The organism is Euzebya pacifica (assembly GCF_003344865.1).
Lineage (GTDB): Bacteria > Actinomycetota > Nitriliruptoria > Euzebyales > Euzebyaceae > Euzebya > Euzebya pacifica.
Window position 1 is genome coordinate 5,017,748 of the sequence record NZ_CP031165.1, and the last position, 20,836, is coordinate 5,038,583.

Sequence of the window (20,836 nt, forward strand, 5' to 3'; positions counted from 1 at the left end):
GGAGATTCCCGTGATCGAACCCACCGCCCCCGACTACGCCGAGTACCTCCAGCGGATCTTCACCGCCGCCCAGGACGTGGCGAGCCATCCCCGACCCGACTCGCCCCACGCGGGTGCCCCCGCCGAGGTCGCCGACGCCGCCGAGGCGGCCATCGAGGCCATGCGCGAGGACCTGGTCGGGCTGTCCCACGACATCCACGCCCATCCGGAGCTGTGCTACGAGGAGCACTACAGCGCCGCCGCGGTCGAGGCGTTCGTGGCCGACCGTGGCCACGTCGTGACGCGACCCGCGTGGGGGCTGGACACCGCGCTCCTGGCCGAAGCCGGGGCAGCGGACGGGCCGACCGTCGCGATCCTCGCGGAGTACGACGCGCTGCCCGACATCGGGCACGGGTGCGGGCACAACGTCATCTGCGCCACCGCCGTCGGCGCCTTCCTCGGTGCAGCCGCGGTCGTCGAGCGCACCGGTGGGCGGGTGCAGCTGATCGGCACCCCCGCCGAGGAGGGTGGCGGCGGCAAGGAGAAGATCGCACGCGCCGGTGGGTTCGACGACGTCGACGCTGCCGTCATGCTGCACCCGTTCTTCGCCGACATCGCCGACCACCCGTTCATCGGCGTGCGGACCGTCCAGGTCGTCTACACCGGGATGGCCGCCCATGCCTCCGCGCTGCCGTTCATGGGCCGCAACGCCCTCGACGCCGCGGTGCAGGCCTACACCGGGATGGGCCAGCTGCGCCAGCACATGCTGCCCACCGACCGGGTCCACGGGATCTTCACCGACGGCGGCCAGAAGCCCAACATCGTGCCGCAGCGGGCGGCGCTGGAGTTCTACCTGCGGTCCGCCGAACCCAGCACCCTGGAGGAGCTGTCGAAGCGAGCGGAGGCGATCTTCGAGGGCGCAGCCCAGCAGACCGGCTGTGGCGTGGAGATCATCTGGGACGTCACGCCCGTCTACCTGCCGACCCGCCTGAACGGTCCGCTGACCGAGCGCTACGCCGTTGCCGCGGCCAAGCGCGGCCGGCCGGTCATCCCCAGGGGCCTGCTGCCGGAGTCGATGACCGGCTCGACGGACCTCGGCAACCTCAGCGTCCGCGTCCCGAGCATCCACCCGTTGCTGGGCATCGCGCCGTTCGGGACGCCGCTGCACACCAGCGACTTCGCGGCCGCCGCGATCACCGAGGAGGCCGACAACGGCGTCATCGACGGTGCCGTCGCGATGGCGCAGGCAACCCTCGACTTCCTGGCCGACGCCGACCTCCGCGCCGCGGCGGCCCGGGACTTCGAGCTGGGCGGCGGGCTCCTGGACGTCGAGGCGATGTACCCGTGAGGTCGCTCCTGCGGGGACCGGCGAAGGCGCTGCTGCTCGGCGGACTCCTGCTGGGCGTCGGCACGCTGCACTTCGTGGCCCCGAAGCCCTTCGACAGCATCATCCCCCGGGCGCTCCCCGAGGAGGCCCGACGGCCGTTGACCTACGCCTCGGGTGTGGTCGAGGTGGCCGCCGGCGCCATGCTGCTGGCCCCCCGCACCCGTCGTCTCGGCGGGCGGCTGGCGTTCTGGCTGATCCTCGCCGTGTGGCCCGCCAACATCGACGCGGCCCTGCGCGGCGGCTACCCCGGCCTGCCCGGCGTCGTGGGCGGCGCCACCGCCGCCTGGATCCGTGTGCCGCTGCAGCTGCCCCTGCTGTGGCTCGCCCACCGCATCGCCCGTGACCCCGGGGCTCCGACCGGGCCGGCCACCGAAACCAACGCCAGGACCGACGCATGATGCTCGATCGGATCGCGCGCGTTGCGCTGGCCACCTGCGCGGACTTCCCTGATCTCGAGGAGCCCGAACGGCTGGTCCTCGACCCGCTGCGGGACCGCGGCATCGAGCCGGTTCCGGCCGTCTGGGACGACCCGGCCGTCGACTGGTCGAGCTTCGACCTGGTGGTGCTGCGCGGGACGTGGGACTACGCCGAACGGCTGGAGGAGTTCATGGCGTGGACTCGCCGCGCCGACGCCGTCACGACGGTGCTGAACCCGCCCGACGTGGTCTCGTGGAACACCGACAAGCGGTACCTGGCCGAGCTCGCCGAACACGACGTGCGGATCGTCCCGACGACGTTCCTGGCTGCCCACGACGCCCCGATGCTGCCCACGAGCAGTGAGTACGTCGTCAAGCCGACGGTGTCGGCGGGCTCGCGCGACACCGCGCGCTACCTCGCCGGGCGTGACGACGCGGTCGCCCGTGCACACGCCGAACGGCTGCTGGCCGCCGGCCGCGAGGTCATGATCCAGCCCTACGTCGACACGGTGGACGACCACGGCGAGACCGCGCTGCTCTACCTCAACGGCCGCTTCTCCCACGCCATCCGCAAGGGGCCGCTACTGGAGTCCGGCGCCGCGCCCACCACCGAGCTGTTCGCCCAGGAGACCATCGACCCGCGCACGCCGTCGGCGGCGGACCGAACCGTCGCCGATGCCGTCACGGCGTTCCTGACCGACCGCTTCGGCACGCTGCTGTACGCCCGCGTCGACCTGCTGGAGGGTCCCGACGGCCCGATGGTGCTGGAGGTCGAGCTGACCGAGCCGTCGTTGTTCATCCAGTCCGACGACGCCGCCCCTGCGCGGCTGGCCGACGCGATCAGCGGTCGCCTGGGCTGACACCCGGATCGGTGTCGGCTGCGGTGACGGCCATCGGTTCCACCACCGCGGGATCGCCGTCGGCTGGCGCGTCCTTCACCGTGGCGTTCCACACGAGGTCCAGCACGACCAGCACGCCGGCAAGCTGGACCAGCTGACCCCACGGCGCACCGAGCCATGGGGTGAGCAGGTTCTGGCCGAAGCGGCCCTCGGCGATCCGCCAGAGCCAGTGGCCAGCGGCGAAGGTCTCCGTCGGCTGGGCCAGCGGGTTGGTTGCGATCGAGGCGAACATGGCCACGGCGCCGATGACGATCGAGCCGATGACGGCAACACGACTCCATCGCCAGGCACGCGCCACGCCGACCGCGACGAACGGCAGTGCGGGCACCACGTAGCGCGGGCCCGGTGCGGCGCCGGCGGTGACGCTGAACCAGCCGCCCTGGACCGCCACGAAGGCCGCGAAGACGACCAGGCCGACGACCGCCACCTCACGCGTGCGCCGCTGCCGGGCCAGCATGACCAGGCCGATGACCCCGACGAGCACGACGGGGGTGAGGGTCAACAACCCGCGTTCGCCCATCAGGACCTGCACGGTCAGGCCCGGGTCGGGCACGCGGATGCCGAACAGGCCCTGCTCGTGGAACTGCTGGAAGGACCCGGAGTTGCTGTAGCTGAACTCCAGGGGGTCGCCCCAGGTGATGGCGTTGTAGACCGTCAGGACGGCGAGGGCCGGCAGCCCCCCGGCGACGTAGGCCACGGCGCCCGCCTTGTGGCGGACCAGCACCAGCACGCCGACGACGACCACAATGATCCCGGTCGTGTACTCCGACACCACTGCCATGCCGCCGAGCAGCCCCGCCGCGGCCAGCCGGAGGGTTGGCGCATCCGGATCCCGGGCGGCCAGGTAGGCCGCGTACCCCAGGGCTGCGGCCAGCACATGGCTGAACAGCACGGTGGCGAAGGGCAGCAGGAGGGTCGACAGGGACATGCCGACCGCGGCGACGGTGGCGGCTCGCGGGTCCCCGGTCACCTTCAGCGCGAAGCGGCGCATCATCACGGCCAGCACGGCCGCGGGGATGGCGGCGGACCACAACGACGTCCACCAGAGCGTGTAGTTGTCGAAGTACCGCTCCTCCACCCCGGGTTCGGCGCCGGCAAGCCGCGCCAGGCCGTAGAAGGGCGCGGCCAGCAGCGGCTGCCCGGGGGCCTTGTCGGAGTACAGGTGCCCCTCCCGCTCGGCGTAGTCCACCGAGAGGATCCCGCCGCTGTCGCGAGGACCCAGCCCGAGCAGCAGGCCGGGCCCGTACTCGTCGATCTGCACCGTCCCGTCGTCCCACATGGCGGCCGTCAGCGCCAGCCGCGAGGCCTGATGGGCCATCAGCAGCTGCACGGTCGGAGCCGTGGCAACGAGCACCAGGGCGAAGACGAGCAGCTCGGTTCGCCACCGGGACAGGAACGCACGCATGGCCCATACCGTAGGCCCTCGGCTCGTCCTCGGACCCCACCCGCGGATGGATCGGATCCCACCCGCGGATGGAATCGCCTCGTGCGCCGGACGGAATCGCCTCAACGTACCGGTGACGGAGCGTCGTCCATGCTGGTCAGGGGCCTTCGCCCGGACGGAATCGCCTCCACGCTGCGGTCGGCGCCCGTACCGCGGAGGCGTATCCATCCGGTTGGCGGGCGTCCGTGGCCGCTACCGTTCCCCGCATCGCCAGCCGTTCCCCCGATCCGTGGACACCGCCGGATGCGCCACTCGCACCGGTGGAGGTCGGGCGTGTCCGGATCGTCACCGACCACGTCGGGGGTGACGCGGTCGCGGGACGGATCAGCCTCCACGACGGTGAGGTGGTCGGGGCCTTCCACGCCTCGATCGACGTCCACACCCACGCGGCGAAGGGGCACCTCCGGGTTGCCGACCCGGCCCGCCGACACGGCATCGCCCGCCACGTCGTCCCGCGGCTGATCACGGTCGCCCTCACCCCACAGCGCGAGGGAGGGATGGGGCTGCGCCGCGTCCAGTCGGCGACCGCGAGCAGCAACGTCGCCGCCATCGCACTGGCCCGCCGGCTCGGGGTCAAGCGGGAGACACGCGCCCGACAGGACCGCTGGACCGAGGGCGTCGGCATCGACGACACCCTCGCCTGGGGCGTCCTCGCCGACGAGTGGGACACCTCGGCCCATCGGATGCGCGGCGCCGACCCCGACGTGACGATCGGCGTCGGTCCGCACCCCGACCCGTGGCCGACCGACGAACGCTACGACCCTGCGCTGCTGGCCGCCGGGGACCGTCGCAACGTCGCCGACCACTACCGCTACTGGACCGTCGAGGCGATCCGCGCCGACCTCGCCGCATCGGCCCGCCCGTTCCACGTCGCGATCGAGAACTGGCGGCACGACCTCAACATCGGCACCGTCGTGCGGACCGCCAACGCCTTCGGGGCAGGCGGCGTCCACATCGTGGGCAAGCGGCAGTGGAACAAGCGTGGGGCGATGGTGACCGACCGCTACCTCGACGTGCACCACCACGATCGGTTCGAGGGGCTCCGCCAGTTCGCCGTCGACCACGACCTGACCCTGACCGGCATCGACAACCTGCCGGGCTCCCGGTCCCTGCTGACGACCCCGCTGCCCGAACGATGCCTCATGGTCTTCGGCCAGGAGGGCCCGGGCCTGTCACCCCAGGCGCGCACCCACGTCGAGGCCGTCCTGCACATCCCGCAGGTCGGATCGACCCGCTCGATCAACGCCGGCGTGGCCAGCGGGATCGCCATGGCGGCCTGGACCGCCCAGCACACTTCCGGGAACCAGTCAGGCTGATTGCCCTTCCGGTCCCTCCCGTGGTGGGTCGCACACGGCCGGGGCCGATACGATGCCGTCCGAAGACTGCCTTCCCTACCCAGGTGGTGACCTGACAATGGCCGACACGGCCTCCCGCGCGGACGCGCCCTCCCCCTCCTCCGGTGCCGATTCGTTCGGTGCGAACAGCTGGATCGTCGAGGAGCTGTACCGCGACTACCTCGCCGACCCGGGAAGCGTGCCCGAGAGCTGGCACGACTTCTTCAGCGACTACGTGCCCCCGCACGGCGCCATCCCGGCGGCGCGGACGGCCCCGCAGGGCAACGGCACGGCGACCCCGGCGGCACCGGCTGCCCCCGCGGCCGAGAAGGCCGACACGAAGGCCGACACCAAGGCGGACGACAAGGACGCCGTCGAGGTCGAGATCCCCGAGGGCGCGCAGAAGATCCGTGGGGTCTCCGCCGCCATCGCGGAGAACATGCAGACCTCGTTGACGGTCCCCACGGCGACCAGCTTCCGCGAGGTCCCCGCCAAGCTGCTCGAGGTCAACCGCCGGATCCTCAACAACCAGCTCAAGCGCACCCGTGGCGGCAAGGTCAGCTTCACCCACCTCATCGGCTGGGCGATGGTCAAGGCCATGGTCGCCAACCGGGCGATGACCAAGAGCTACCACGAGGACGCCGACGGCACGCCGTTCGTGTACCAGCCCGAGCACTTCGCCATGGGCCTGGCCGTCGACGTCGAGCGCAAGGGCGGCCGTGTCCTGCTGGTCCCCAGCATCAAGCAGGTCGACACCATGGACTTCGCCGAGTACTGGCGGGCCTACGAGGAGATGGTGCGGGCCGTCATGGCCAACAAGCTGACCCCGGAGATGTTCGAGGGCACCACCGCGACCCTCACCAACCCCGGTGGCCTCGGCACGGTCGGCTCGGTCCCCCGCCTGATGAAGGGCCAGTCGGCCATCATCGGGGTCGGCGCGATCGACTTCCCCTCCCAGTTCAAGGGCTCCGACCCGCGCACGCTGGCCGACCTGGGCATCGGCAAGGTCATCACGATGACCTCCACCTACGACCACAGGGTCATCCAGGGCGCCGAGTCCGGCATGTTCCTTCGCTCGATGGAGCACTGCCTCCTGGGCGAGGAGGGCTTCTACGACGAGATCTTCGACTCCCTGAAGATCCCCTACGAGCCGGTCCGCTGGCGCACCGACAACTCCACCCGGGTCGTCAACGACCCTGCCGCCGCGGCTGCCAAGCAGATCTCGGTGCAGAAGCTGACCAACATGTACCGGGTCCGTGGGCACCTGATCGCCCACCTCAACCCGCTGCAGCACACCTTCCGCGCGGTGCACCCCGAGCTGGACCCAGCCACCTACGGCCTGACCATCTGGGACCTCGACCGCGAGTTCTACACCGACGGCATCGCCGGCAAGGAGCGGATGTCGCTCGGCAACCTGCTGGGGGTCCTGCGCGACGCGTACTGCCGCACCGTCGGCATCGAGTACATGCACATCTCCGACCCGGAGCAGAAGGAGTGGTTCCAGGAGCGCGTCGAAGGTGTCCGGACCGCCGTCAGTCCCGAGTCCCAGCGACGGATCATGGACATGCTCAACGAGGCCGAGGCCTTCGAGCGGTTCCTGGGAACCAAGTACCTGGGTCAGAAGCGCTTCTCCCTGGAGGGGTCGGAGTCGCTGATCCCCATGCTCGACGCGCTGCTGTCCGCGGCCGCCGACGAGGGTTTGCAGGAGGCCGTGATCGGCATGGCCCACCGCGGCCGCCTGAACGTGCTGGCCAACATCCTCCGCAAGTCCTACGACAAGATCTTCTCCGAGTTCGAGGGCGACATCGCCTCCGACTCCGTCCAGGGCTCCGGCGACGTCAAGTACCACCTGGGCTCCCGCGGCCTGCACCGCTCCCCCAACGGTGGCGAGCTGCCGGTCTCCCTGGCCGCCAACCCCTCCCACCTCGAGGCCGTCGACCCGGTCGTGGAGGGCATGGTCCGCGCCAAGCAGGACCAGCGCCAGCACCCGCCGAACCACGGCCCGATCCTGCCGGTCCTCATCCACGGTGACGCGGCCTTCGCCGGCCAGGGCGTCGTCGCGGAGACCCTCGGCATGAGCCAGCTGAAGGGCTACCAGACCGGTGGCACCGTCCACATCGTGGTCAACAACCAGCTGGGCTTCACGACCGCGCCGCATCACAGCCGGTCCTCGGAGTACGCCACCGACGTCGCCAAGATGGTCGCCGCGCCGATCATCCACGTGAACGGTGACGATCCCGAGGCCTGTGTCCGCGTGGTCGAGATGGCGTTGGCCTACCGTCAGCGGTTCCACCGCGACGTCGTCGTGGACATGATCTGCTACCGCCGCCACGGCCACAACGAGGGCGACGAGCCCGCGTTCACCCAGCCGATCATGTACGAGGCGATCCGCAACCGCCGCAGCGTCCGCAAGGTCTACACCGAGGAGCTCGTCAACCGCGGTGACCTGACGCTGGAGGAGGCCGAGCAGGCCCTGGAGCGGTTCCAGGAGACCCTGGAGTCCGCGCTGAACCAGACGCGTGGCTCCAAGCCGGAGACCAACGAGCTGCCGCCGACGCCGAAGGTCGTCGGTGTGCTGCCGCACGTCAACACCGGGGTGCCGCTGGACCGCCTCCAGCAGATCACCAAGGCGCTGACGACCTGGCCCGACGACTTCTCCCCGCACCCCAAGCTGGCCAAGCTGCTCAGCCGTCGTGCCGAGCAGCTGGGCGAGGACAGCGTCGACTGGCCGACCGCGGAGATGCTGGCCCTGGGCACCCTCGTCCAGGAAGGCATCAGCGTCCGCTTCGCCGGACAGGACTCGCGTCGCGGCACGTTCAGCCAGCGCCACTCGGTGCTGGTCGACCACGCCGACGGCTCGGAGTACATCCCGTTGCGCCACCTCCCCGGCAACGAGGAGGACGGCCACGGCCAGTTCATGATCTACGACTCGCCGCTCCACGAGTTCGGCGCGCTCGGGTTCGAGTACGGCTACTCCGTGGTCCGGACCGAGGCGCTGACCATGTGGGAGGCGCAGTTCGGCGACTTCTCCAACGGTGCGCAGGTCATCATCGACCAGTTCATCACCGCGGCGGAGGACAAGTGGGGCGAGACCTCCGGCCTCGTCGTGCTGCTCCCCCACGGCTACGAGGGCCAGGGCCCGGAGCACTCCTCCGCCCGCATCGAGCGGTGGCTGACGCTGTGCGCCCAGGACAACATCCAGGTCGCCCAGCCCTCCAACGCCGGTCAGTGGTTCCACCTGCTGCGGCGGCAGATGCACCGTGAGGTCCGCAAGCCCCTCGTCGTCATCAGCCCCAAGTCGATGCTGCGTGCCAAGCACGTCCTGTCGCCGGCGGCCCAGTTCATCGACGGCCACTTCAACGAGGTCTGGACCGAGGACCCGACCGGCCCGGACGCCGAGGACGTGAAGCGCGTCGTGCTGTGCTCGGGCAAGGTCGCCCACGACCTGATCGCCGCACGCGACGAACGCAAGGCCCCCGCGGCCGTCGTCCGCATCGAGCAGCTCTACCCGTGGCCGCACGAGCAGGTCGTGGAGGCGCTGAAGTCGTTCCCCAACGCCACCGACGTCATGTGGGTGCAGGACGAGCCGGAGAACATGGGCCCGTGGCCCTTCGTCGGCGGCCTGCTCTACAACGCCTGCGAGGACGTCGGCGACGGCCGCAAGCTCAAGCGGTCCACCCGCTTCCAGTCCGCCAGCCCCGCCACCGGGTCGCACACCGTGCACGACCTCGAGCAGGACAAGCTGATGGACGATGCGCTCGGTGGGATCAGCTGATGCACGACGACGCCACACCGGCCGGGGTCCAGCACGAATCCCGGCCGGGTGACCCAGCGGGCCTGATGGCGTTCATCGACGCCTCGCCCACGCCGTTCCACGCGGTCGCCAGCCTGGCGGCGCGGCTGGAGCAGGCCGGGTTCGTGGCGTTCGACGAGCGGGAGCGGTGGACCGTGGAACCCGGCACGGCCGGGTACGTCGTCCGGGACGGCGGCTCGATCATCGCCTTCCGGGTGGGATCGGCCCCGCTCGCCGAGGCCGGGTTCCGCATCGCCGGTGCCCACACCGACTCCCCCACCTACCGGCTGCGTCCGCACGCCGACGTCGAGCGGACCGGCTACCGGCAGGTGGCCGTCGAGGTCTACGGCGGCCCGCTGCACTACACGTGGCTGGACCGCGACCTGACCGTCGCCGGCCGGGTCGTGACCGCCGACGGCGACATCGAGCTGGTCCGCCTGCCCGGTGCCCCGCTGCGCATCCCCAGCCTTGCGATCCACCTCAACCGCGGGGTCAACGACGAGGGGCTGAAGCTCAACCCGCAGCAGCACATGCTGCCGATCTGGTCGGCTGCGGTCGAGGACGCCTCGATCATCGAGGAGGTCACCGACCACGTCGGCGCCGACGAGCTGCTCGCCTGGGACCTGATCCTGGCCGACACCCAGCCCTCGGCCCTCGGCGGTCGCGACGACCAGTTCGTCATGGCCCCGCGCCAGGACAACCTGGTCTCGTGCCATGCCGCCGTCGATGCGATCATCGCCGCCGGCCCGGCCGAGGCGACCCAGGTCGTGGTCTGCAACGACCACGAGGAGGTCGGCTCGGGCAGTGCGGAGGGTGCCAGGGGGGCGATGCTCGAGGACACCCTGTCCCGGCTGGTCGTGGCCAGCGGCGACACCGACCCGCAGGCCCGACCGCGGGCGTTCGCCGGGTCGATCCTGGTCAGCGCCGACTCGGCCCACGCGGTGCACCCCAACTACGCCGACCGGCACGACCCCGGCCACCAGCCCCGCCTCGGCGGCGGCCCCGTGGTGAAGGTGCATGCCAACCAGGCCTACGCCACCGACGCCGGCACCGCAGCCTGGTTCATCAGCCGCTGCCGCGAGGCGGACGTTCCCGTGCAGGCGTTCACCAACCGCGCCGACTCCCCCAGCGGGTCGACCATCGGACCGCTGACCGCGACGCGGCTCGGCATCCACACCGTGGACATCGGCAGCCCGTTGCTGTCCATGCACTCCATCCGCGAGCAGTCCCATGCCGAGGACCTGGCGCACCTGACGCGCGCGCTGGCCCAGCACATGGCAAGCTGACCGCCGCACACCGCCGCGATCGAGGCAGAGAGGAACCCGCCGTGCCGGGTGAGGGGAACAAGGAGAGGGAGCTGACCGCCGCCGAACGGCGCGCCGAAGCGGTGCGTGCCCGGCTGGCCCGTGTCCGCCGTCATGCCCCTGCCAGCGAGACCGGCCCGGCTGGCAACGGCGAGGAGGTCTTCAAGGACGACACCGACGCCTTGGTCCATCCGCCCGACGAACGCCCCGACACCGAGGTGATGCTCAAGCGGCCGCTGACCGAACGCCCCACGGTGCGCGCCGGCGTCTACGCCTGGTCGGGCATCGGCATCACCATCATCGTGATCGCCACCGCGCTGGTCATCGCGACCCTCTCCAGCGTCGTCATCCCGATCGTGATCGCGCTGTTTCCCGCCGCGGTGCTGTACCCGTTCGTCAACCGGCTGAAGAACGCCGGCGTGCCACCCGCGCTGGCGGCCGCCGTCGTGCTGCTCGGCACGCTCGGGATCATCGGCGGCATCGGGGCCCTCATCGTCCCGGCTGTCGGCGAGCAGATCGACACCCTGAGCACGTCCATCATGGACGGCTACGCCCAGATCGACACGTTCCTCCGCAGCGGGCCGTTCGGCCTGGACCCCATCAACCTCGACGAGCTGGTGGAGGGGTTCTCCGAGGGAATCTCCGGCGGCGTCGGCGCCGCAGCCGGCAGCGCCCTGGGTGTGGCCCAGGCGTTCTTCCAGGGTGCGACCAGCGTCCTGCTGACCCTGATCGTGCTGTTCTTCTACCTCAAGGACGGCCCGACGATCGGGCGCTGGGTCAAGAGCCTGTTCCCCCACGCGCTGCACCGCGACGTGGAGATCCTCGGCGATCGCATGTGGACCACGATCGGTGGCTACATCCAGGGCCAGCTCGCCGTCGCCGTGGTCGATGCGGTGTTCATCGGCCTTGGCCTGTGGCTGCTGGGCGTCCCCCTTGCGTTGCCGCTGGGTGTCATCGTGTTCTTCGGTGGCCTGTTCCCCGTCGTGGGTGCCAGCATCTCCGGGTTCCTGGCCGCCATCGTGGCGCTGGCCACCAACGGGCCGGGAACCGCGTTGCTGGTCATCGGCGTCGTCGTGGCCGTCCAGGCGCTGGAGGGCAACCTGCTCCAGCCGCTGATCCTCGGCCGGGCGCTGGAGCTGCATCCGCTGGCGATCGTGATGGCCCTGGCCACGGGCGGCTTCCTGCTGGGCATCCTCGGCGCGTTTCTGGCCGTCCCCGTGGCCGCCGCGTCGGCCCAGACGGTCGGCTACATCCGCAACCGCGTCCCCGGCTGACCCGGGGGCTACTCGCCCAGGTGGACGCGGGGGATGCGGGCGCCGATGCCGCAGGTGACCTCGTAGGTGATGGTGTCCAGCCACGCGGCCCAGTCCTCTGCCGTCACCGGGTCCTCAGCCGGGCCGCCGAGCAGCCAGACGTCGTCGCCCGCCTCGGCGTCGGCGTCGGGGCCGAGGTCGACCAGCAGCTGGTCCATGCACACCGTCCCCGCCATCGGGACCCGACGGCCGCGGTGGGTCGCCTGTCCCTTCCCGGTCAGGCCCCGACGGATCCCGTCGGCGTAGCCAGCCGGCACCGTGCCGATGACCGTCGGCTCGGTCGCGGTCCAGCGGCGGCCGTAGGACACGGTGTCGCCCGGCTGGACGCGCTTGACCAGCGACAGCCTGGTCCGGATCGACATCGCCGGCCGCAGCCCCTCCAGCTTCACGCCCGGCGCCGCCTCCAGCCCGTACAGCGCGATCCCGGTCCGGACCATGTCGTGGTGCAGCGCCGGATACAGCGTGGTCCCGCCGGAGTTGCACAGGTGGCGGAGGTCCGGCCGCAGGCCGACCGCCTCGGCCATGGCCAGCCCCCGTGCGAAGCGTTCGCCCTGGAGCTCGTTGAAGGCGTTCCCAGCTTCGTCGCCGACCGCCAGGTGGGACCAGATCCCCGCCACCCGAAGGGAGGGGCTGGCGGCCAGGCGGGCGAACGCGGGCTCCCAGAACTCCTCGGCCAGCCCCACGCGGCGCATGCCGGTGTCGAGCTTGAGGTGCACGTCGACCACCCCGTCACCAGCCGCTGCGGTCAGCGCCGCCGCGAAGCCGTGGGTGTAGACCGTCGGGGTCAGCTCGGCAGCCAGCAGGGCCGCGGCCGCCTCGGCGGGTGGCTCGGACAGGACCAGCACGGGAGCGGTGATGCCGGCGTCCCGCAACGCGATGCCCTCCTCGACCAGCGCGACGCCGAGCCACGTCGCCCCGCCCTCCAGCGCCGCCCGGGCCACGGGAACGGCGCCGTGGCCGTACCCGTCGGCCTTCACGACGGCCATGAGGTGCTCGACGCGCGCGTGGGCCTTCAGGACGGCGGCGTTGTTCCGGATGGCGTCGAGGTCGACCTCGGCCCAGACGGGACGGTGGAGGGGAGGGTTCACGTGGTCAGATTCCGAGCTCGAGGGCGGCCGCGGCGACGTGGTCGGCGACGTCGCTGGCCCCGGTGGCGCGAGCCGAGAGGTGCTCGGCCGCCAGGTCACCGGCCAGGCCGTGCACGTGGACGGCCGCCGCCACGCTGGCGGGGTCACGATGCTGGGCCATCATCGCGGCGGTGATGCCGGTCAGCACGTCACCGGTCCCGCCGGACGCCAGCGCTGGTCCGCCCGTGCCGTTGATCCACACCCGGCCGTCTGCGGCGGCGATGACCGACCGGGGTCCCTTGGCGACCAGCGTGGCCCCGAACCGTCGAGCCTGCTCGACCGCGGTTTCGGTCCGGCGGGCGTGGACGCCGTGGCCCGAGCTGCCCGCGAGGCGGCCGAGCTCCTTCGCCTGTGGGGTCAGCACGAGCTGCCGGTCCTCGGGGCGTCCGTCCGGCGCCTCGAGCAGCTCGGTGTGGTCGCGGAAGGCGTTGATGCCGTCGGCGTCCAGGACGACGGTGCGATCGGCCTCGGTGACCAGCCGGCGGACCGCCTGCTGCGTCGCCTCGGCAAGCCCGAGCCCCGGACCGATCGCCAGGACGTGAGCCTTCTCGGCGGCCTCGAGGACGCCAGCGACGATGCCGTCGACGTCGTCGGGCAGCGGCACGGTCATCGCCTCGGGAACGGCAGCGGAGATGCGTGACGCCGCCGCTCGGGGCGTGGCGACGGTGATCAACCCGGCGCCGGCCCGAAGCGCCCCCTTCGCGCAGAGGATCGCCGCACCCGCCATGCGGTCGGACCCGGCGTGGATCGCGACGACCCCACGGGATCGCTTGTGGTCGCGCGGACCGGGCGGCGGCGCGAGGCCGGGAAGGTCGGCGCTCTCCAGCACGCGGGCGACCGGCTGCGCCTCGTCGTCGACCACGCCGATCTCGCCGAGGACGAGCTGGCCCACGTGTTCGGCGGCCGGGTGCAGCCACAGGCCCTGCTTGTGGGCGCCGAGGGTGACGGTCAGGTCGGCCACTACGGCGTCGCCTGGCACCCGGCCGGTTGCGGCGTCCACGCCCGTCGGCAGGTCGCACGCCACGACGGGGCAGCCCCGGTCGTGCACCCGGCGCAGGGCGCTGACGGCAACGCCGAACGGGCCGCGGGGTTCACCGGAGGCTCCGGTCCCGAGCAGGCAGTCCACGGCCACGTCGGCATTTCGGAGGGTTCCGTCGAGGACGTCCCCGAGATCCGCACCCTCGCCGGCCTCCTCGCCCAGGGGCACGATCCGTCCGCCGGCCCGGCGCAACGCCGTCGCCTCGCGAACGCTGTCCTCGCCGAGCTCGTCCTCGGGGGTGACCAGGACGCAGGTGGCGGCGACCCCGCGGCGCAGCAGGTGCCGAGCGGCCGCCAACCCGTCCCCACCGTTGTTGCCCTTGCCGCACAGCAACACGCCCCGCAGGCCGTACCTCCCCAGCCCCCGCTGCTCGGCGATCGCCAGCACCCCCTGCGCGAGGTGCCGGGCGGCGTGGTCCATCAGCGCGGCCGGCTCGACGCCACGGGCGAACGCACGCCGGTCCATGGCCTGGACGTCCTCGGGCAGGTACAGGTCGATCATCGCCGACCATCCTTGCAGCCCGGCATCCTCACCTCTCGGCGACGGCGTAGGCGGCGACGGTCTCGGTGGCGGTGGTCAGCGACAGGTGGACGGCGATGATGCCCAGCCGGTCGGCGGTGATCGCCGCGCGGCCGAGCAGGACCGCGGAGGGGCGGCCGAGGTCGTCGTTGGTCACCTCGATCTCGAGGAACGCGAACCCCCGGATGCCGGTGCCCATGGCCTTGGCGACGGCCTCCTTGGCGGCGAACCGGGCGGCCAGGCGGTCGACCCGGTCGCCGCACCGCTCCAGCTCCATCGGCGTGAACAGGCGGCCACGGATGGACGGCGTCCGGTCGAGGGTGCGTTGGAAGCGCGGCAGCTCGACCAGGTCGATCCCCACGCCGTGGATGGGCATCTACTCGACGGTGACGGTCTTGGCGAGGTTGCGGGGCTGGTCGACGTCGCGGTCCAGCGCCACGGCGATGTGGTAGCCGAGCAGCTGCAGCGGCAGGACCGTGAGGACCGGGTACAGCAGCTCGTGCACGTCGGGGACGTACACGACGTGGTCGGCGTGTTCCTTGACCTCGGTGTCCCCCTCGGTGGCCACGGCCAGCACGACGGCGCCGCGGGCCTTGACCTCCTGGATGTTGGAGACGACCTTGGCCTTCACGTGCCCGTCGGTGGCCAGCGCGATGACCGGGCCGCCGTCGTCGATGAGGGCGATCGGGCCGTGCTTCATCTCACCGGAGGCGAACCCCTCGGCGTGGATGTAGCTGATCTCCTTGAGCTTCAGCGCCCCCTCGAGCGCGATCGGCAGGCCGACCTGCCGACCGATGAACATGAAGTAGTCCGCCCCCGAGAACCGTGCGGCCAGCTCGGCCATGCCCTCCTCGGCCTCCAGGACCCGTTCCATCAGCGCGGGCAGCGCCTCCAGCCGGTCCAGCATGTCCCGGCACTCCTCGGCGAACATCTGGCGTCGCTCCTGGGCGAGGAACAGTGCCAGCACCGACAGGGCGATGATCTGGGTGGTGAAGGCCTTGGTGGACGCCACCGCGACCTCGAGGCCCGCACGGGTGAAGATGACGCCGTCGGCGGTACGCGCCAGCGTCGAGCCGACGATGTTGGTGACGGCGATCACCCTGGCGCCCTGTGCCCGGGCGTACTCCGCGGCTGCGATCGTGTCGGCGGTCTCGCCGGACTGGGAGATGGCGACGACAAGGGTCTGCTTGGTGAGGATGGGGTCGCGGTAGCGGAACTCGCTGGCGATCTCGGCCTCCACACCGATCTTGGCCCAGTGCTCGGTGGCGTACTTGGCGACCATGCCGGCGTGGTGGGAGGTGCCGCAGGCCACGATGTAGACCTTGTCCAGCGCCCGCAGCAGCGCCGGGTCGAAGTCCAGACGGTCGAGGGTCACCCGTCCGTCGGCGTCCAGGCGGCCGAGGAGCGTGTCAGCCACCGCGCGGGGCTGTTCGTGGATCTCCTTGAGCATGAAGTGCTCGTAGCCCTGCTTCTCCGCGGCGTCGATGTCCCAGTCGACGGTGTAGCGGTGCCCCTCGGTGGGGTTGCCGTCGAGGTCGGTGACGGTGATGCCACCCGGGGTCAGGACGGCGACCTGGTCGTCCTCCATGGCCTCGCACTCGCGGGTGTGGCTGATCAGCCCGGCGGCGTCGGAGGACAGCATGGAGGCGCCCTCCATGTGCCCGAGGATCATGGGGGCGGACCGCTTGGTCGCCACGATCGTGTCCGGGTCGCGCCGGTCGATCACCGCGATGGCGAACTGGCCGTCGAGGCGCTTCACGGCGGCCCGCACGGCGGCGGGCAACGAACCCTCGTACAACGAGGCGACGAGGTGGGCGACGACCTCGGTGTCGGTGTCGGAGACGAAGACGGCACCACGTCGTTCGGCCAGCTCGGCCTTCAGCTCGGCGTAGTTCTCGATGATGCCGTTGTGGATGACGGCGATCGTCCCGGACGGGTCGCAGTGCGGGTGGGCATTGGTGTCGTTGGGCACCCCGTGGGTGGCCCAGCGGGTGTGGCCGACACCGATGTGGCCCGCCGGCGACTCCTCTGCCAGCGCACCCTGCAGGTTGGCCAGCTTCCCGGCCCGCTTGACGACGTCCAGCTGGCCGTCGCCGTCGATGATGGCAACCCCAGCGGAGTCGTACCCCCGGTACTCCAGACGGGCGAGGCCGTCGACGATGATCGGCAGCGCATCCGCGTCACCCGTGTACCCCATGATTCCGCACATGGGGCAAGGCTACGGCGTCCGGCCACCGTTGCGGGGCTGCCCGGACGGGCACGCCCCGACGGTTGGCGACAGCGGGCCACCGAACGCCATGACGGGGCCGCCGCAGCAGCCCCGTCATGGGTGATCCTCCTCGCCGAACGGCGACTACTCGGTGGCAGCCTCGACCGGCTCGTCCTCGGCCGGCTCGGCGGCCTCGGTGTCCTCGTTGCCCGGATCGATGGCGGACGCCGGGTCGGTGCCCTCGACCTCGTCGACGGCCGACGTGCCACCGAACTCCTCGTCCAGCGGCGGCAGGAACAGGTCCTCGCCCTCGGGGTCGATGACGCCCTGGGCGCCGACGTTGTGGGTCGGGATGCCCTTCTCCGGGGCCTCACCGGCGGTGTCGTAGTGGGTCCGGGTGAACACCTCGGCCACATCGGCGTCGAAGGTGTCGCACGTCTGGCGGAAGAACCAGGCCGTGTAGGCGAAGTTCGCGTCGGGGATGTCCTCGTAGTACTCGCTGACGATCAGCTTGGGGTAGTCCCCGTCGAGCATCTCCTCGCCCCAGGCCTTCAGCTCGGCGACCTCGTCCTCCGGCGCGTCCGCGTCGTACCAGGCGACGACGTAGCCGTGCTCGAGGTTGTGGGTGGTGAAGCGCGGGTCGATCTTGACGTCGTAGACGCCGGAGGGCGCGACCTGGCCGATGTGGCGGCCCGAGGACGGCGGCGCGTCGGGGTAGATGGCCGACGGCGGCTCCTGGGAGAGGGCGTCGGCGGTGCCGGAGATGTGGCCGCCACCGAGGTCGGCCTGCCGCTCGTCGGGCGTGCAGCCCAGCTCGTCGAGGCGTGCGGCGACCTCGGCCGCCTGCTCCTCCTCCTGCTGGCCCTTCTGGATCTGCCGGAACACCAGCAGCCCGATCAGCGCGACCACGACGAGGCCGACGATCCCGTAGGTGGCCGTCCGACGGACACCCTGGACCTTGGCCTGCTGGGCCTCCTGCTCGAGGCGGGCTGCGCGACGGGCCTTCTGGCGCTCACGCTTTGATTCGAACTGTTCTTCGGACACGACGAGTGGTTCCTCCGTCTGGGGGCACGCTCGGGGGGCCGAGCGCGGCGTCCCCTGAGCTGGCAGTGATGACGCGTGGGCACCGGACGAACGGCGCACGACCGCAGAGTGTATCGAGGTCGCGGAACCAGTCGCGTTCGACCAACGACGCACCCCCCACGACCCGGGCGCCGTCAGTCCTCGTCGAGGGGCAACGCGGCGTGCTGCAGGCCCGCGAGCAGGACCTCGCTGACCACCTCGGTGGCACGGTCGGGGTCCAGCCGTCCGCTGGCGACGGGAAGCCGGTAGCCGCCGATCGTGGCCGACAGCAGCTCGACGAGGTCCTCGGTGCGCCCCCGGAAGACCCCGGACGCGACCCCGTCGGCGACGATCTCGTGGAGCATTGCCCGGATCGGGGCCAGGGCGTCCCGCATCCGCTGCTGCTCGTCGCTGTCCAGCAATGGCATGAGGTCGTCGGCGGCGGCCGGGACCGCGGCGTACATGGCCATGTTCATGGCGATGAAGCGGCGCAGGCGCGCAGCGGCGCCGTCGACCCCCTCGAGGCCGGCCTGCAGCTGCTGCGTGGCACCGCCCATGGTCCGCTCGGCGTGCAGCAGGACCAGGCCGTGCTTGTCCTTGACGTAGTTGTAGAGGGCGCTGCGGGCGATCCCGGCCCGCTGGGCCACGGCGGTCAGGGTGACGGCCTCGACCCCCACCTCGGCCCGCAGGGCCTCGTAGGCCGACAGGACCTTGCCGAGCACCAGCTCGCGGTGCTCGTCGAGGGAGTCGGCCCAGAGCGACGGCATGGGAGGATCGTACCCAGTTGTTTACGACACGACGTCGTGTCGCATACTGGCCGCGTGTTCATCGCCCTCGCCGAAATGCGACGCGCTCCGGGACGCTTCGCGCTGCTCGTCGGCGCCGTTGCCCTCCTGGTGCTGCTCCTGCTGTTCTTCCAGACCGTTGCCGGCGCCCTGACCAGCGGGTTGACGGGTGCGTTCGAGGCCAACCGAGCCGACGTGTTCGTCTACTCCGACCGGGCACGGCTGAACCCGTTCGCCAGCGTCGTGACCGCCGATGTCGCCGATGCCGTCGCCGGCGTCGACGGCGTGCAGGACGCCACGCCCGTCGGGGTCAGCGTCTTCACCGCGTCCACCGACGTGGGCGACACCGACATCGCGATGGTGGGTGGCGACCCCGACGGGCCCGCCAGCCCGCAGGACGTCGAGGAGGGACGGCGACCCGAGGCCCCCGACGAGGCCCTGTTCAGCGGCAGCAGCCTGGACAGCGCGTTCGCGGTCGGGGACACCGTGCAGGTGGGCGATCGCACCCTGACCGTCGTCGGAACCAGCAGCGACGCCGCGCTGAACGTGCTGCCGACCTTCTACGTGCCGCTGGACACCTTCACCGAGGCAGTGCGGGCCCGTGCCGGTGCCCCCATCGACGTCCCCGTGTCGTGGATCGGGGTCACCGTCGAGGACGGCGGGGACGCGGCGGCCGTCGCCACGGCGATCACCGACGGGGTGGAGGGGCTCGAGGCGGTCGACCGCGCCACGGCAACCGACGCGATCCCCGGGGTCGGCCAGATCACCCGGTCCTTCTCCATCCTCTACCTGCTGCTCTACATCGTGGTCACGATCGTGACCGGGGTGTTCTTCCTGATCCTGACCGTGCAGAAGACCGAGGCCCTCGTGCTGCTGCGTGCCATCGGCGGCAGCCGTGGCGACGTCGTCAAGCCGGTGCTCCTGCAGGCCGTGGCGGTGGTCGGACTCGGATCGGTGCTCGGTGTGCTCGCGACATCCGGCCTGCTGTCGGTCACGCGGGACGTGTTCGGGTCGACCCTGTCGACCGGCACCACCGTGACCTCGGTCGGGGCGATCGTCGTGCTGGGGCTGCTGGCCTCCGTCGGTGCGGTCAGACGGGTGCTGGCCATCGACCCGATCGACGCGACCACCGGAGGGGTGGCCTAGATGCGCATCGCCATCCGCGAGCTGCAACGACAGCCCGGCCGCTTCGTCCCCGTGACCGCCGCACTGACCCTGCTGGTCGTGCTGCTGCTGGTCCTCGGCGGGTTCCTCGACGGCCTCGAGGGCAGCCAGACGGGTGCCTACCGCGCCCACGACGGCCTCGTGCTGGTCTTCGCCGACAGCGCCGAGCTGCAGCTGCAGCGCTCCGTCGTGCAGTCCGGCATCGCCGACGAGCTGGACGTGCTGGACGACGTCGATGCGGTCGGCCGCCTCGGCCGGGTCGACACGACCGCCGCCCCGCAGGGCACCGACGACGTCGAGGACGTCGCCGTCTTCGGCTACGAGCTTGGCACCGACGTGCTGCCGGCACCGTCGGAGGACGGCGCGGTCGTGGACGCGACCCTGGCCGAGCTGACCGGGATCGAGGTGGGCGACGTGCTGGAGATCGGCCCCGCCGCCACGCCAGTGACGGTCGCCGAGCTGGTCGACGACCTGACACAGGGATCCCCGACGGTGTGGCTGCCGTGGGACCAGTGGGGGCAGGTCGCCACCGACGCCGCCCCCGCCGACGTGCTGCCCGACGGCGCGTCCCAGGCGCTCGCGCTGCGCCCGACCGGATCTCCGGCCGACCTGACCGGGACGTCGCTCGCCGAGGGGGTCGAGGCCGTGACGCCCGAGGACGCGATCCTTGCCCTCGACGTGGTCCAGCAGCAGTCCTCGACGTTCGAGGGGATCATCGGCGTGACGTTCGCCGTGACCCTGCTCGTCATCGCCCTCTTCTTCGCCCTCATCGTGCTGGAACGCGTCGGGCTGTACGCGGTCCTGAAGGCCCTCGGCGCAGGGACCCGCGACCTGCTGACGGGCCTTGCCGTGCAGGCCGTCGCGATCAGCGCGGTCGCCCTGGTGACCGGCATCGTCGTCGCGTTCGCCTTCACCGGGCTGCTGCCCGCCGACCTGCCCATCCGGATCCTGCCTGCACGAGTCGGGCTGATCGCGGGCGGCACCGTCTTCACCGCGCTGCTCGGCAGCCTCCTGACCCTCCGGCGGATCGTGCGCATCGATCCCGCCTCTGCGATCGGATGA

At 71.5% G+C, this 20,836-nt stretch carries 16 protein-coding genes and 1 pseudogene; 10 read left to right on the forward strand and 7 right to left on the reverse strand.

Annotation, left to right across the window (positions count from 1 at the left end; translation table 11 throughout):
* Positions 1-10: 10 nt before the first annotated feature.
* The 3 genes from DVS28_RS21625 to DVS28_RS21635 are packed head-to-tail and all read left to right on the forward strand — an operon-like array spanning position 11 to position 2,642.
* Entirely contained in the window at positions 11-1,327 is a 1,317-nt protein-coding gene (locus tag DVS28_RS21625) for a M20 family metallopeptidase (RefSeq protein ID WP_216826211.1), read from the forward strand.
* Complete coding sequence (locus DVS28_RS21630; protein ID WP_114593315.1) at positions 1,324-1,764, forward strand: DoxX family protein; 441 nt, start codon at positions 1,324-1,326, stop codon at positions 1,762-1,764. The genes DVS28_RS21625 and DVS28_RS21630 overlap by 4 nt, the downstream gene beginning before the upstream one ends.
* Positions 1,761-2,642, forward strand: a complete 882-nt coding sequence (locus DVS28_RS21635) for an ATP-grasp domain-containing protein (protein ID WP_216826212.1) — start codon at positions 1,761-1,763, stop codon at positions 2,640-2,642. The genes DVS28_RS21630 and DVS28_RS21635 overlap by 4 nt, the downstream gene beginning before the upstream one ends.
* On the opposite strand, the gene DVS28_RS21640 is transcribed toward DVS28_RS21635, so the two are convergent.
* Positions 2,623-4,086 (reverse strand): hypothetical protein, encoded by a 1,464-nt coding sequence (locus DVS28_RS21640; protein WP_114593316.1) that lies wholly within the window; start codon positions 4,084-4,086, stop codon positions 2,623-2,625. The genes DVS28_RS21635 and DVS28_RS21640 overlap by 20 nt on opposite strands.
* A gap of 299 nt (positions 4,087-4,385) precedes the next feature.
* On the opposite strand from DVS28_RS21640, the pseudogene DVS28_RS30185 reads away from it, so the two are divergent.
* The 5 genes and pseudogenes from DVS28_RS30185 to DVS28_RS21660 all read left to right on the forward strand — a co-directional run.
* Positions 4,386-4,685 (forward strand): annotated as a pseudogene (locus tag DVS28_RS30185) (GNAT family N-acetyltransferase); the annotation flags it as partial.
* 123 nt (positions 4,686-4,808) lie between these two features.
* Positions 4,809-5,441, forward strand: coding sequence for a TrmH family RNA methyltransferase (locus DVS28_RS30190; protein ID WP_342795452.1), 633 nt, complete (start codon positions 4,809-4,811; stop codon positions 5,439-5,441).
* 97 nt (positions 5,442-5,538) lie between these two features.
* Complete coding sequence (locus tag DVS28_RS21650; protein WP_114593318.1) at positions 5,539-9,234, forward strand: multifunctional oxoglutarate decarboxylase/oxoglutarate dehydrogenase thiamine pyrophosphate-binding subunit/dihydrolipoyllysine-residue succinyltransferase subunit; 3,696 nt, start codon at positions 5,539-5,541, stop codon at positions 9,232-9,234.
* Positions 9,234-10,538 (forward strand): M18 family aminopeptidase, encoded by a 1,305-nt coding sequence (locus DVS28_RS21655; protein WP_114593319.1) that lies wholly within the window; start codon positions 9,234-9,236, stop codon positions 10,536-10,538. Before DVS28_RS21650 ends, DVS28_RS21655 begins: the two co-directional genes overlap by 1 nt.
* A gap of 41 nt (positions 10,539-10,579) precedes the next feature.
* Positions 10,580-11,830, forward strand: coding sequence for an AI-2E family transporter (locus tag DVS28_RS21660; RefSeq protein WP_114593320.1), 1,251 nt, complete (start codon positions 10,580-10,582; stop codon positions 11,828-11,830).
* An 8-nt stretch (positions 11,831-11,838) separates the two neighbouring features.
* Here DVS28_RS21660 and alr read toward each other — a convergent pair whose 3' ends face one another.
* From alr to DVS28_RS21690, 6 genes are all read right to left on the reverse strand, one after another.
* Positions 11,839-12,957, reverse strand: coding sequence for an alanine racemase (alr, locus tag DVS28_RS21665; RefSeq protein ID WP_164710886.1), 1,119 nt, complete (start codon positions 12,955-12,957; stop codon positions 11,839-11,841).
* Between the two features lie 4 nt (positions 12,958-12,961).
* Positions 12,962-14,536 (reverse strand): NAD(P)H-hydrate dehydratase, encoded by a 1,575-nt coding sequence (locus tag DVS28_RS21670; RefSeq protein ID WP_114593322.1) that lies wholly within the window; start codon positions 14,534-14,536, stop codon positions 12,962-12,964.
* 28 nt (positions 14,537-14,564) lie between these two features.
* Positions 14,565-14,930, reverse strand: coding sequence for a holo-ACP synthase (gene acpS / locus DVS28_RS21675; RefSeq protein ID WP_114593323.1), 366 nt, complete (start codon positions 14,928-14,930; stop codon positions 14,565-14,567).
* Positions 14,931-16,763, reverse strand: coding sequence for a glutamine--fructose-6-phosphate transaminase (isomerizing) (gene glmS, locus DVS28_RS21680; RefSeq protein ID WP_114593324.1), 1,833 nt, complete (start codon positions 16,761-16,763; stop codon positions 14,931-14,933).
* Between the two features lie 144 nt (positions 16,764-16,907).
* Complete coding sequence (locus DVS28_RS21685) at positions 16,908-17,807, reverse strand: DUF3105 domain-containing protein (RefSeq protein WP_164710887.1); 900 nt, start codon at positions 17,805-17,807, stop codon at positions 16,908-16,910.
* 173 nt (positions 17,808-17,980) lie between these two features.
* A complete protein-coding gene (locus DVS28_RS21690) occupies positions 17,981-18,592 on the reverse strand; it encodes a TetR/AcrR family transcriptional regulator (protein ID WP_114593326.1) in 612 nt (203 codons plus the stop codon).
* Positions 18,593-18,646: 54 nt separating this feature from the next.
* Between DVS28_RS21690 and DVS28_RS21695 the strand changes: the two genes are divergently transcribed.
* Complete coding sequence (locus tag DVS28_RS21695) at positions 18,647-19,756, forward strand: ABC transporter permease (RefSeq protein ID WP_114593327.1); 1,110 nt, start codon at positions 18,647-18,649, stop codon at positions 19,754-19,756.
* A complete protein-coding gene (locus DVS28_RS21700; protein ID WP_114593328.1) occupies positions 19,757-20,836 on the forward strand; it encodes an ABC transporter permease in 1,080 nt (359 codons plus the stop codon). It begins immediately after the preceding gene.

Bases quoted from the DNA above. Each gene is read 5' to 3' on its own strand.
- acpS (WP_114593323.1), bottom strand. From the start codon at position 14,930: ATGCCCATCCACGGCGTGGGGATCGACCTGGTCGAGCTGCCGCGCTTC.
- DVS28_RS21690 (WP_114593326.1), bottom strand. From the start codon at position 18,592: ATGCCGTCGCTCTGGGCCGACTCCCTCGACGAGCACCGCGAGCTGGTG.
- glmS (WP_114593324.1), bottom strand. From the start codon at position 16,763: ATGTGCGGAATCATGGGGTACACGGGTGACGCGGATGCGCTGCCGATC.
- DVS28_RS21640 (WP_114593316.1), bottom strand. From the start codon at position 4,086: ATGCGTGCGTTCCTGTCCCGGTGGCGAACCGAGCTGCTCGTCTTCGCC.
- DVS28_RS21670 (WP_114593322.1), bottom strand. From the start codon at position 14,536: ATGATCGACCTGTACCTGCCCGAGGACGTCCAGGCCATGGACCGGCGT.
- DVS28_RS21650 (WP_114593318.1), top strand. From the start codon at position 5,539: ATGGCCGACACGGCCTCCCGCGCGGACGCGCCCTCCCCCTCCTCCGGT.
- DVS28_RS21635 (WP_216826212.1), top strand. From the start codon at position 1,761: ATGATGCTCGATCGGATCGCGCGCGTTGCGCTGGCCACCTGCGCGGAC.
- DVS28_RS21655 (WP_114593319.1), top strand. From the start codon at position 9,234: ATGCACGACGACGCCACACCGGCCGGGGTCCAGCACGAATCCCGGCCG.
- DVS28_RS30190 (WP_342795452.1), top strand. From the start codon at position 4,809: ATGCGCGGCGCCGACCCCGACGTGACGATCGGCGTCGGTCCGCACCCC.
- DVS28_RS21700 (WP_114593328.1), top strand. From the start codon at position 19,757: ATGCGCATCGCCATCCGCGAGCTGCAACGACAGCCCGGCCGCTTCGTC.